This window comes from Sharpea porci (genome assembly GCF_009695655.1).
Lineage (GTDB): Bacteria > Bacillota_I > Bacilli_A > Erysipelotrichales > Coprobacillaceae > Sharpea > Sharpea porci.
This window is the reverse complement of sequence record NZ_VUNM01000017.1, coordinates 35948-48474: the sequence shown is the minus strand read 5'-3', so window position 1 is coordinate 48474 and position 12527 is coordinate 35948. Positions and strand designations below refer to the sequence as shown.

The window sequence follows — 12527 nt, the reverse complement described above, 5'->3', positions numbered from 1 at the left end:
TGATGGCATCAAGGAAAGTGATATCAATGCGAAATTCGATAATGGTGAATTGATCATCACCTTACCAAAGGCTGATGAAAAAGCTGTTGAAGAGAAACACTTTATTCCAATTGGTTAATGCATGAAAGACAAGCAATGAAAAGGAGATGTTATTATGCGTTACTTACCTACATTAGATAATTTGTTTGATGATATATTTGATTCTGATTTCTTAACACCTACTAAGAGTATTAATACAATGCGTACGGATATTAAAGAAGTGGATGGACAGTATCAATTAGCTATTGAACTTCCAGGATATGATAAGGATCATATTCATGTCGAATTAAAAGATGGCTATTTGAATGTTTCTGCTGATGCCAACGAGTCCAACGAAGATAAGGATGACAAGGGCAATATCATTCGTAGTGAAAGATATCATGGCACTTGTAGCCGTAGCTTCTATGTTGGTGAAAATTATAAGCCTGAAGATATTAATGCGAAATTTGATAATGGTGAATTGTTGATATGCTTGCCTAAGGAAACACCTGAGCAGGTTGAAGAGAATCACTTTATCGCTATTGAATAAAGCAAAAGACTGCTGCATGATGCAACAGTCTCTTTTTATTTCTTTTTGGACTTCTTTAAAGCATAAAGAATAATAGCGATGATTAAGGCAAGACCCCCAATAATAAGAAATAATATCTTTGCGTCAAATGTCTTACCTGTCTTACTGCTTACAACAATATTCTCAGCTTTCGCATCCGTCTTTAAGATTTCATGCAAAAGATCGACAGTCACTTTATTGCCTTTAACTTCGCCAATATTACTTTTAGCTTTATCAGGCATATTAAAGACTAATTTCATTTCAACACCATTCTTCTTGAGTGATTCTTCATTCATGTTGAAATTGTTGAGTGTCCCCGATGTAATATTGTTATCAGTGAGGGCGGAAGTGAAAGTCTTCATAGGGATTGTCACTTGCACACGGCCGTTTTTTACGACAGCCTTGATAGAAGAACTCATGGCATTGCTAGCTTCAACACCAATATATTTTTTTCCATCATGCGTCTCTTTAATGACGTGGGCAGAAACATCTTTATTATTTTTCGTGAATTGTTTTTTTAAGCTTTCGGTAAATTCGCTTTCCTTCATACCACTTGTTTTCAACGTATCCTCACTAGCAAGCATACGTACACTTGTCTTGACTTTGCCATTACCTGAAACATCAAGGGTCATATTCATCTTCATGCATCCGGACAATAGAAAGGCAAGTAGTATGAGAGATAAGCTTTTGAATCGTTTTTTCATCCTCATAACCTCCACTTTCATTCTAACATAAAAGCCTCTTTAAGACATCTTTTTGAAAAAAATATATTTACCCCTTTACAAACAACTTCATATCATGTATTATATCACTTGTCTTCAAGAGATGGCGGATATGGTGAAGTGGTTAACACACCGGATTGTGGCTCCGGCATGCGTCGGTTCGAACCCGATTATCCGCCCCATTTAGAAGATAGAGATCTGCTTAGGCAGATCTTTTTTGTCTTCTTAAATTCTTTATATATTCTTCTAAAATATTCTATATTACAATATAAAATATATAATGAAACATATAAACATAATTATGTTGCATAAATAGATTGAATATGTCATACTCTTAATAGAGAGGTGATTCTATGAATGCGACGAATGGGGATTATCTACATTTATATAAACGTTATGTAGATGTCATTACGGTTATGAAAAAGGATGGTCAGATGTTACCGCTATATCTTGCCTGGGATGATGAAAATGGAAGAAAGCTCTATAAAATTGACAAAGTACACCAAATTAAGAAGGCTGTGAGTGAAGTGGGAGGCTGTGGTATTCGCTATGATGTGCGTATTTCCGGTCATGAACGCCGTCTTTTCTATGAAAAGAATCGCTGGTTTATTGAATCCCATCAACCTTAATATTTTTTTAGAAAATGATTAATGATAGAATAGGAATGGAGGTTATTTATGATTACTGGAGCTACGATTATTTCTAATAATGTCAGTGTGAAACATATGCCTGAAGCTGGAGTGGATGCGCAGCAGACATTGAATATCACACCAACACATGCCACCTTAACGAGATATAAGCTTGATCAGAAGATGGTTGAAAAAGGGAAGGAAGAAGCAGACCTTGATGGACAGGCTATTCTTGATCTAATTGAACAGTCTTTTCATAAAACATCACCTATTATTGCTTCACTTGAAGACAATAGCTGGGAGATTATTGTCAAAGATGAAACAGGATACCGCTGGTTCTCTGGGAAAATGGGTGAGAAAATTTCTTATCAGGATCAGGATGTCAATGAGCTGATGGCCAAGATGCTGCCTTTTGAGAATTTGATATTATTTGGCTATGGCAAATAGAATACGTAAGATATCTGGGAAAAAGCCAAGCTGGCTACAAGTTTTTAAAGAAGACCTGATTATATTATTGCTCAGTGTTGGTATAAGTTTTCTTGTCAAGAATCAATCGGTCACAGCGTTGTCTTTTATTGATCAGGCTAATTTTATTCTTGTTGTGATGATGGCTTTAGTGCTCTTTTCCTATTCACCACTTGTGGGAACGTTGCGTTCTTTATGTTTTTATGGGGGAATGATTGTTGGAAAACATATACAAGCGATGATTTCTATGAACTACCAGCCTGATCAAAAGACAATCGTTGGGTTTGTGATTGTCATTATTGTAGCGATTGGGCTATGGTATAGCCGTGGAAAAGGACAAGTCAGTGAAATGATAGCGGGGGCTGCTTTAGGCTTCTTGCTTGTTTATGGTTTGAATATTGCTTTGAATCATTTGGCGATTAGTTCGCTTTATGATCTGGTCTTTCTTGTTTTTGGGGTGATTCTTCTTTACCAGAACATGAAACAAATGGTGATGGTTTGTCTTTATGGCTTATTGTTTTATTTTCCTTTCAAGATTATGATTTTACCGGGATATTATATGTTTCTAGGATAGAAAAACGCTCTCGTCTAGGCGAGAGCGCTTCTTTATTTATAAGAGCTTTTCAAGTTCCTGGCGAATTGCTTTTAAGAATTCTTCAGAATTCACCTGTTTAACTTCAACACCAGTTGCCAGAGCAGAAAGATCTTTAGTCATAACGCCACTATTTAATGTATTCAAACAAGCTTCTTCAAGCTTATCACCAAAACGCATTAAATCAGGCAAATGATCTTTTTCCCCACGTTTTCTTAAAGCTCCACTCCAGGCAAAGATTGTTGCCATTGGATTTGTAGAAGTGGCTTCACCTTTAAGATAGCGATAGTAGTGACGTGTCACTGTACCGTGGGCTGCTTCATATTCATAATTGCCTTCAGGAGAAACAAGGACACTTGTCATCATCGCAAGTGATCCAAAGGCTGTTGAAATCATATCACTCATCACATCACCATCATAGTTCTTACATGCCCAAATAAAACCACCCTTGGAACGAATAACTCTAGCGACAATATCATCGATAAGTGAATAGAAATATGTGAGGCTGGATGCTTCGAACTTCTCCTTATATTCGTTGTCATAGATTTCTTGGAAGATATCTTTGAAGCGATGATCATATTTCTTGCTGATTGTATCTTTAGCACCAAACCAAAGATCCTGTTTCATATCACGGGCATAATTGAAACAACTACGGGCAAAAGAACGAATAGAATCATCCTTATTATATTGTCCTTGTAAGACACCTGGCCCTTCAAATGTAAAGATTTCCTGACTGATTTCTTGCCCATCATCGCCTTTGAAATTTAATGTTGCCTTGCCTGGTCCTGGAACTCTGATCTCTGTTGATTTATAGACATCCCCATAGGCATGTCTGGCAATCGTAATAGGTTTTTCCCAGTTTTTCACAACAGGCTTGATGGGATCAATCATGATTGGCGCTCTAAAGACAGTACCATCTAAAATAGCACGTATTGTCCCATTAGGGGATTTCCACATTTCATGTAAGTTATATTCATCCATACGCTGTGCATTTGGCGTAATTGTAGCACACTTTACTGAGACACCATATTTCTTATTGGCATTTGCGGCATCAATAGTTACCTGGTCATTAGTTTCATCACGATGAGGTAAACCTAAATCATAATATTCACTCTTCAAATCGACAAAAGGAAGAATAAGCTCATCTTTAATCATCTTCCATAATACTCTTGTCATTTCATCGCCATCCATTTCTACAAGTGGCGTTGTCATCTGAATCTTAGCCATATCTGTATCCTCCATTTATTGATGATATTATACACAGATTGTATACAATTATGCAAGAAATTTATGAAAAAGCCAAAAGTAATAGAAATACTTCGGTAAATAGGGAGAAATATTGAAAAGTAATGTGTATTTTGATAGAGTGTACACAATATCAAAGGGGGTTGTATGATGTTAAATGATGAATATCTTATTCATGCCTATGGTCGTCATGAAGTTGCCATTGATCATGGTGAAGGTGTGTATTTATATGATACAAATGGTAAGAAATACTTGGATTTTTATGCTGGAATTGGTGTAAATGCGCTAGGCTATGGCTATCAGGCTTACAATGATGCTTTGCATAAGCAATTGGACAAGGTCCTGCATGTTTCTAACTATTTCTATACACCACCACTTCTCGAAGCAAGCAAGAAGGTTGTTGAAGCGACAAAACTTGATCAGGTCTTTTTTACGAATTCAGGTGCTGAAGCAATAGAAGGGGCTTTAAAGCTTGCTCGTAAATATTATTTCTTAAAACATGGAAAGGCAGATAGTGAGATTATCTCTTTCCATCACTCATTCCATGGCCGTACGACTGGAGCTGTCAAACTTACTGGAAATGCACATTATCAGGAAGCATTTGGGCCTTTGATGACAGGTGTAAAATATGCTAGTTTGAATGATCTGGAAAGTGTTAAAGCACTTATTAATGATCATACAGCAGCTATTATTGTTGAACCGGTTCAAGGTGAAGGTGGTGTCAATCCTTGTACCAAGGCTTTTCTACAAGGCTTAAGAGCGCTTTGTGATGAAAATGACTTATGTCTTATTCTTGATGAAGTTCAATCTGGAATGGGAAGAACGGGTAGCTTGATGACATATTTTCAGTTTGATATCATGCCTGATATTGTTTGTCTTGCCAAGGCACTGGGATGTGGTGTACCTGTTGGAGCTTTTGTGGCCAATAAGAAATATGGTGATGCCATGACACCTGGTGATCATGGGTCGACATATGGAGGTAATCCATTTGTCTGCGCGGCTGTATCGGCAGTTTTTGATATCTATGAAAAAGATCATATTGTCGAAAAAGCACAGGAAGCAGGACAATATTTGGAGACTAAGCTTGATGAACTTGAAGCAAAATGCAGTCATGTCATTGGACATCGTGGGTTAGGATTAATGCAGGGCATTGTCATTGATGAACCAAAGAGTGGCTTTTATGTCAAAGAAGCACTTGCGGCTGGCTTGATTGTTGTATCGGCAGGGGATGATGTTGTTCGATTATTACCCCCACTCATTATTACGCATCAAGAAATTGATCAGGCAATGGCTATTTTAGAAAAGATTTTAAAATAAGTGTGAGAAAAACATCTTCTATTGACAAATATATATATAGGAGGTGTTTTTTCTATGGGTAGATATCCTATTTATTTGCAGGATGATGAAAGAAGTTGTGGTGTTTATTGTTTAAAGATGTTGTTGAAGTATTATGGTATTGATGAAGATACAACCGTATTAAAGACCAAGACAAGGGTGGATGCCAGTGGGACAACGATCAAGGGCCTTGTTGAGACATTGAAGTCCTATCATGTTGAAACAAAAGCATATAAAGCATCACTTAAACAACTTGCAGACAATACAATTACTTTGCCAGCTATCTTGCATTTGATTGATGGGAAGCTTGGCCATTTTGTCGTTTTATATGAGCTAGGTGAACAATGTGTTATTGGTGATCCAGCTAAGGGCTTGTTGACACTTTCGCTTTCTGAACTAGAAGAAAAATATTCTGGCTTTGTGATTACCGTAAGACATATTGGTCGCTATTATGAGTATCATGATGTAACCTATAAGGATTTCTTAAAACAGACATATAAGCTTTATCAAAAAGAAATAAGCTTGCTTATTCGCTATGCCATTCTCTCATCATTGCTTTCTTTTGCCTTAAGTCGCCTTGTTGGTATGATGATTGATGAGATGAAAGTTAAGACACCACTATTCTTTGGAATTGCGCTTTTTATTGCCTATAGTATGTTAGGTCTTACAAAAATACTCTTGACAAAGATGAAAAATAAAAAGACGGTGTACTTTGAACGGGCGCTTAATAAGGAAGTTGTCTATCAGTCCATGGTGAATGCCTTGCACCTGCCTGAGCACTTGTTGAACAGTGATGTGGGGATGATTCAAGCGAAACTTCTCAATCTCTACCAGCTTTCATCCTATACAGTACGTTTTTATGAAGCTTTTAGTATTGATATTCTAACGATTATCTTGCTTTTGGGGGCATTATTGTGGATTTCTCCGATCATGGCATTGCCAGCCCTCTTGAGCTTTCTTGTCATCTTTTTCTATGTGAAAAAGTCTTCACAGACACTCTTTGAACTCTACAAGACAACCTATGAGAAACATAATAAGCATATGTCTGAATTGTTGGAATTTATTTCTTCAAGACATCTCTATCGTCAGCTTGCTTCAGGGAAGAAATGGGAAAAGCGTTTTGAACATGCTTATGAACAAGAAGCGAATAGTGTTGAAGATCAGGAAATAGAAAAAAAGCGTTTTGTCGCTCATTTAGAAATCCTTCATGTTCTTTCCTCAACCATTATTCTCACAGTAGGCTACTATTTATTTCATATGTCCAAGTTAAGTATGGGCAGCTTGCTTGCTTTCTATATGCTTTATAGTTTGATGGAAGGACCGATTATTGAACTTGCGACAAGCATGGTCTCATATAAAGAAAATGTCTTGTTGTTTGAAAGCTTTAAGGAATTTAGCTTACAACAACATGATGGAAATGAAGAACTGCAACAACCCATTCACTCTATACGCTTTGATCATGTCACTTATGGATATGGTTATCATGTCGATGTCTTAAAGCATCTTGATCTCACTATTGACCACAATCTCTTTATCATGGGGGCTAATGGGACAGGCAAAAGTACAATGATTTATTTATTAAAGGGCTTGGATGAATGTTTTAAAGGGAATATCTATCTCAATGATCAGGAAATCAGAACGCTAAAGAAAGTCTCGCTTTATAAACATATGACATATTGTGCGAGGGGAGAGAGTCTTCTTAAGGGCAGTGTGCGAGAGAACCTAGGTGTCAAGGACGAAACAGCTATTCTAGAAGTCTTAACGCTATTAGAGAGTGAAGAGCTCTTTTATCATCTTGATGATCAGTTAGAAATGGATGGTAAGCCATTTTCCTCAGGACAACAGGCGATTATTCAGATTGCCCGTTGTCTATTGAAAGAGAGTGATGTTTGTCTATTTGATGAGGTCTTTTCTTCGATTGCTTTTAGTAAAGCGAAGAGAATTGTGCATAAGATGATGAAGGCTTATCCTGAGCGAATTTTTGTGATTGTGACACATCAGTTAAATTTAATGAATAAAGGGGAAGAATATGTTATAATGGAGGATGGAAAAGTAAAGGAAATAAAGGTAAAAAGATGAATATTGATTTAGCTTATCAAAATGAAGTAACTGATTTTAAAGAAGATTATGAAGAAGACTTTCAGGCTATTATTCAAACAGCTTTAGAAGTCCTCGAGATAAAAGATGATATTGAAATGAGTGTAATTCTCGTTGATGACGAAAAGATTCATGAAATAAATCGTGACTATCGTCATATTGACCGTGCAACTGATGTCATTAGCTTTGCCTTAGAAGATAGTGAGCAGTTCTATATGGAAGGTATGCCAAGGGAGTTAGGAGATATCTTTATCTCTGTTGATCATGCGAAAGCGCAGGCCATAGAATATGGTCATTCATTAAGAAGAGAGATGTGTTTCTTGTTCTGTCATGGTTGTTTACATTTACTTGGTTATGATCATATGACTGAGGAAGAAGAAAAAGAAATGTTCCATTTACAGAAAGTCATTTTGGACAAGCTTGATATCAAGCGGGAGGGTTAGTATGAAAGATTATCAATATCTAGTGGACGAAGCTTATCGAGCAGCTAAGCACGCTTATATCCCTTATTCAAAGTTTCCTGTTGGAGCTTGTGTGGAAACACGTGATGGTCATTTGATTCATGGCTGTAATATTGAAAATGCGGCTTTTGGTTCAACAATGTGCGCAGAAAGAAATGCGGTTTATGGGGCATATTGTCAGGGCTATAGGAAAGATGATATAGTGGCTATAGCTATCGTTGGTGATGGGCCAACACTGATTTCACCATGTGGGGCATGTCGCCAGGTATTAAGTGAACTCTTAGATCCTCATACACCTGTCATCTTAGGTGCACGTGATCGCTATGAGGTCACAAATATGGAAGAATTATTACCAAGAATGTTCTTAGAGGAGGACCTTTAATGTATAAATCAGGATTTGTCAGTATTGTCGGCAGACCAAATGTAGGAAAATCAACACTATTGAACCAGCTCTTAAAAAGAAAGCTCGTCATCACATCCCCAACAGCCCAGACAACACGTAATACCGTTCAGGGCATTTTAACGGATGATGAGGCTCAGATTGTCTTCTTAGATACGCCAGGTGTTCATAAGCCACAGGATGGCTTAGGCTCATTCATGAATGCGAATGCCTTGAATTCGATGCTTGATATGGATGCTGTTGTGTTAGTAGAACCTGTTGATGAAAGTGTCGGACGGGGCGATAAATTCATCCTTTCAAGACTTGAAAAGGTGGAATGTCCTGTATTCTTAGCACTCAACAAGAGTGATCTTGTCAGTAAAGAACGCTTGATGGAAAAACTTGTAGAATGGCAATCGCTCTTTGATTTTGCCGGTATCATTCCTATTTCAGCAAAGAGTGGGGATAATGTCGATGAACTTGTCAAAACACTTAAAGATGTTTTACCAGAAGGGGAAGCCATTTACCCTAAGGATATGATTACTGATCATCCTGAACAGTTTATTCTTGCGGAATTTATTCGTGAACGTATTCTCTATTTTACACGTCAGGAAATTCCTCATGATGTGGCTATTGTTGTGGAATCATGGGAAGAAAATGAGAAAGAGATTTCTATTATGGCAGCCATTATAGTCGATCGACCAAGCCAGAAAGGTATCATTATTGGTAAACAGGGTGCGATGATTAAGAAAATCAGAGAACAGGCAAGACGTCAGATGACACGCTTTGTCGGCAAGACAGTGCATCTTGAACTCTTTGTCAAGGTTGAAAAGAACTGGCGTAATAAAACAAAATATCTGAAAGAATTTGGCTATGATGAGGACGACTACAAATAGCGAAATCACAAAGGGCATTGTCTTAAAGGCAATGCCCTATAAAGAAAATGATCAACTTGTCACAATCTATACCTATGAATTTGGCAAGCTGACAATCAGGGCAAGAGGAAGCCGTAAGCTCACCAGCAAGAATGCCCCTTCTTTGCTTAGTATCACCCAGGGTGAATATGAAATTACCTTGCATAATGGTCTTTCTACACTGATTAGAGGGACAGCGATAGACTATTATCAAAATATCAAGAAAACAATAGAAGCAGAGATTATCGCTAACTATCTTTTAGAATATTTCTATCGCTATGAAGAAGAAAACAAGCCTTCACTTGAACATTATCAATTCTTAGCGGGTATTCTTGAAGCATTGGATATTGGCTATGATTATCGTATTATTTATGCTTATATCAATTGTTTTATCATGAAAGAAAATGGTGTGGAACTAATGATGGATGGGTGTGTTGTGTGTGGTAATCATCATGTCGATGCCTTTTCTTTAGAGAGTGGGGGATTTGTCTGTCATGAGCATATGCATCTTAATGATCTGCGTCTGCCTAAAGAACAGCTTCAGGCTATTCGTTATCTCTACAAATGTCCTATTGAACGTCTTAATGAACTGCATCTTGCGGATATTGGGCCTATTCAGAAAATCTTTGAATATTATGTCGATGAATTCTGTGGGGTCAATCTCCGGTCTAGAAAATTTGTGAAAAGCATTCTATAATAGACACAAGTATGGAGGCGCCCCATGAAAAGAGAAGATACAATGACCTCTGCCCTCAAGACAACAGTCCATTTCTCAGTCTATGAACCAACGATTGTATTAAGAATTAAGGCTGTTGTGATTGTGGTGCATGACTTAGGTGAAAATAGACATAATTATGAACATTTTGCGAATGTATTAAGCCGTCAGGGCTATGTCGTAGTCGTTCCGGACTTAGTAGGACATGGTGAATCATTGGTGAATTTTGAACGAGGTTACTTTGGTGAAGGCGATATCACACAAGCCGTCATTCAGGACTATTTCAAGCTTCAAAATATCATCATGCGTAAATATCCTGATACATTCTATTTTATGCTTGGTTCAGGTGTAGGCAGTAATATTGCCTTGCTTTATGCGAGTCAGTATGGTGAATATTTATCAGGTTTGATGCTTCTTTCCCCAATTCGGCATTTAAGCCATTTAACGCTGCGTAAAATGGTTACAAAAATGCATATGCGTATAAAAGGCTCACATTATCATTCCCACAACCGTCTATTAAAACTGCGACCAACCCATGAAAGCGGGCTTGTCAAAAAAAGACGTGATCAGTTCAATGAAGCCTTCACTTATGCTTCAAAGGCTCTTGAAGATATTTATCAGTTTGTAGAAATGAGTAATTCTACTGAAACACTCCAGAATATTCCCCATCATTTACCAATATTTTTTGTCAGTGGCAAGAAAGATGGCATGACACATTTCTCTGCTGATCATAAATGGCTTTGTCCTTTGTATCAACAAGAAGGCTTTGAAGAAGTGAAATCTAAGATCTACTATCAGAGTGGTCATCATTTGATGTTTGATGTGGAACGAGAAGAATTATATAAGGATATATTGGATTATCTAAATGATCATATTTATTATTAGTACACTTATTGTTGGTTGACAAATAACTACTATAAGTGTACATATAAGATGTTTTAAAATATTATGAAATGACTTAGCTCAGGCTAGGTCATTTATCATTTTTGTGATAACTTAGGAGGCTCAAGATGGCATTAGATATGGAAAAACTCATCGCGCATGCGAAGAATAACGGCTTTGTCTACCAGGGTTCAGAAATCTATGATGGCTTAGCTAATACCTGGGATTATGGTCCTTTAGGTGTAGAATTAAAGAATAATATTAAACGTGCTTGGTGGAAACGTTTTATTCAGGAATCACCATATAACGTTGGTATTGATTCAGCTATTTTTATGAATCCAAGAGTATGGGAAGCAAGTGGTCATATTGGTAATTTCAATGACCCATTAATTGACTGTAAACAATGTGGTAAGAGACATAGAGCGGATAAACTTATTGAAGCTTATGATCCTAATATGCATGCTGATGGTATGGAACCAGAAGAAATGATGGCCTATATTAGAGAACATCATATTGCCTGTCCTGATTGTGGTGGACATGATTTCACTGATATCAGAAAATTCGAATTAATGTTTGAAACATCTATGGGTGTTGTCAAAGATGCCAAGAGCACTGTTTACTTAAGACCAGAAACAGCCCAGGGTATTTTCGTTAACTTCAAGAATGTAGCAAGAACAACACGTAAGAAAGTCCCATTTGGTATTGGTCAGATTGGTAAATCATTCCGTAATGAAATCACACCGGGTAATTTCATTTTCCGTACAAGAGAATTTGAACAGATGGAACTTGAATTCTTCACAAAACCTGATACAGACTTAGAATGGTTTAGCTATTGGCGTAGTGCCTGCATGAATTTCTTAAAGGACTTAGGTTTAAAGGAAGAAAACTTACGTTTTAGAGATCATGAACAAAAAGAATTATCATTCTATTCAAAAGCTACAACAGATATTGAATACCTCTATCCATTTGGCTGGGGTGAATTATGGGGTATTGCGGATCGTACTGACTATGATTTAAATAGACATATGGAATATTCGAAGAAAGATCTCACTTATCTTGATCCAACAACACATGAAAAGTATGTCCCATATGTCATTGAACCATCAGTAGGTGCTGATCGTCTCTTCTTGTCAATTATTGCTGATGCATATGATGAAGAAGAATTAGAGGGTGGCGATACAAGAATCGTAATGCACTTACATCCAGCTTTAGCACCAATCAAGGTGGCTGTATTACCACTTACAAAGAAATTAAGCGAAAAAGCAGAAGCTATTTATGCAGCATTATCTGTAGACTTCAATACAGAATATGATGTTTCTGGTAAGATTGGTAAACGTTATCGTCGTCAGGATGAGATTGGTACACCATTATGTGTAACAGTTGACTTTGATACATTCGAAGATGAAGCAGTTACTGTACGTGACCGTGATACTATGAAACAGGAACGTGTGAAGATTGCGGATTTAAAAGACTATATCGCTCAACGCGTCGCATTTAAATAATAA

The 12527-nt window shown here is 37.2% G+C and carries 14 protein-coding genes and 1 tRNA gene; 13 read left to right on the top strand and 2 right to left on the bottom strand.

The window, feature by feature from the left end:
- The first annotated feature begins 154 nt into the window (after positions 1-154).
- A complete protein-coding gene (locus FYJ79_RS08020; RefSeq protein WP_154516569.1) occupies positions 155-568 on the top strand; it encodes an Hsp20/alpha crystallin family protein in 414 nt (137 codons plus the stop codon).
- A 35-nt stretch (positions 569-603) separates the two neighbouring features.
- Here the strand turns inward: FYJ79_RS08020 and FYJ79_RS08015 are convergent, their stop codons facing one another.
- Entirely contained in the window at positions 604-1290 is a 687-nt protein-coding gene (locus FYJ79_RS08015) for a hypothetical protein (RefSeq protein WP_195837043.1), read from the bottom strand.
- A gap of 124 nt (positions 1291-1414) precedes the next feature.
- On the opposite strand from FYJ79_RS08015, the gene FYJ79_RS08010 reads away from it, so the two are divergent.
- The 4 genes from FYJ79_RS08010 to FYJ79_RS07995 all read left to right on the top strand — a co-directional run bounded on the left by FYJ79_RS08010 (position 1415) and on the right by FYJ79_RS07995 (position 2976).
- A tRNA-His gene (locus tag FYJ79_RS08010) sits at positions 1415-1490 on the top strand.
- 171 nt (positions 1491-1661) lie between these two features.
- The gene (locus tag FYJ79_RS08005; RefSeq protein WP_154516563.1) at positions 1662-1937 is read left to right on the top strand and encodes a hypothetical protein; all 276 of its coding nucleotides are present in this window, start codon (positions 1662-1664) and stop codon (positions 1935-1937) included.
- Positions 1938-1985: 48 nt separating this feature from the next.
- Complete coding sequence (locus FYJ79_RS08000) at positions 1986-2384, top strand: hypothetical protein (RefSeq protein ID WP_154516559.1); 399 nt, start codon at positions 1986-1988, stop codon at positions 2382-2384.
- A complete protein-coding gene (locus FYJ79_RS07995) occupies positions 2374-2976 on the top strand; it encodes a hypothetical protein (protein WP_154516555.1) in 603 nt (200 codons plus the stop codon). Before FYJ79_RS08000 ends, FYJ79_RS07995 begins: the two co-directional genes overlap by 11 nt.
- 36 nt (positions 2977-3012) lie before the next feature.
- Here FYJ79_RS07995 and FYJ79_RS07990 read toward each other — a convergent pair whose 3' ends face one another.
- Positions 3013-4221, bottom strand: coding sequence for an NADP-dependent isocitrate dehydrogenase (locus FYJ79_RS07990; protein ID WP_154516552.1), 1209 nt, complete (start codon positions 4219-4221; stop codon positions 3013-3015).
- Positions 4222-4386: 165 nt separating this feature from the next.
- On the opposite strand from FYJ79_RS07990, the gene FYJ79_RS07985 reads away from it, so the two are divergent.
- From FYJ79_RS07985 to FYJ79_RS07950, 8 genes are all read left to right on the top strand, one after another.
- Entirely contained in the window at positions 4387-5556 is a 1170-nt protein-coding gene (locus FYJ79_RS07985) for an aspartate aminotransferase family protein (protein WP_154516549.1), read from the top strand.
- A gap of 54 nt (positions 5557-5610) precedes the next feature.
- The gene (locus FYJ79_RS07980; RefSeq protein ID WP_154516546.1) at positions 5611-7653 is read left to right on the top strand and encodes a cysteine peptidase family C39 domain-containing protein; all 2043 of its coding nucleotides are present in this window, start codon (positions 5611-5613) and stop codon (positions 7651-7653) included.
- Positions 7650-8114, top strand: coding sequence for an rRNA maturation RNase YbeY (gene ybeY / locus FYJ79_RS07975; RefSeq protein WP_154516543.1), 465 nt, complete (start codon positions 7650-7652; stop codon positions 8112-8114). Before FYJ79_RS07980 ends, ybeY begins: the two co-directional genes overlap by 4 nt.
- Before the next feature lies 1 nt (position 8115).
- Positions 8116-8514 carry a cytidine deaminase gene (locus FYJ79_RS07970; RefSeq protein WP_154516540.1) on the top strand — a complete coding sequence of 133 codons (399 nt, stop codon included), beginning with the start codon at positions 8116-8118 and terminating at the stop codon, positions 8512-8514.
- Positions 8514-9407, top strand: coding sequence for a GTPase Era (gene era / locus FYJ79_RS07965; RefSeq protein WP_154516537.1), 894 nt, complete (start codon positions 8514-8516; stop codon positions 9405-9407). The genes FYJ79_RS07970 and era overlap by 1 nt, the downstream gene beginning before the upstream one ends.
- The gene (recO, locus tag FYJ79_RS07960; RefSeq protein WP_154516534.1) at positions 9385-10122 is read left to right on the top strand and encodes a DNA repair protein RecO; all 738 of its coding nucleotides are present in this window, start codon (positions 9385-9387) and stop codon (positions 10120-10122) included. The genes era and recO overlap by 23 nt, the downstream gene beginning before the upstream one ends.
- A gap of 24 nt (positions 10123-10146) precedes the next feature.
- Complete coding sequence (locus FYJ79_RS07955; protein WP_154516531.1) at positions 10147-11025, top strand: alpha/beta hydrolase; 879 nt, start codon at positions 10147-10149, stop codon at positions 11023-11025.
- A gap of 125 nt (positions 11026-11150) precedes the next feature.
- Positions 11151-12524, top strand: coding sequence for a glycine--tRNA ligase (locus FYJ79_RS07950; RefSeq protein ID WP_154516528.1), 1374 nt, complete (start codon positions 11151-11153; stop codon positions 12522-12524).
- The last annotated feature ends 3 nt before the right edge of the window (positions 12525-12527 follow it).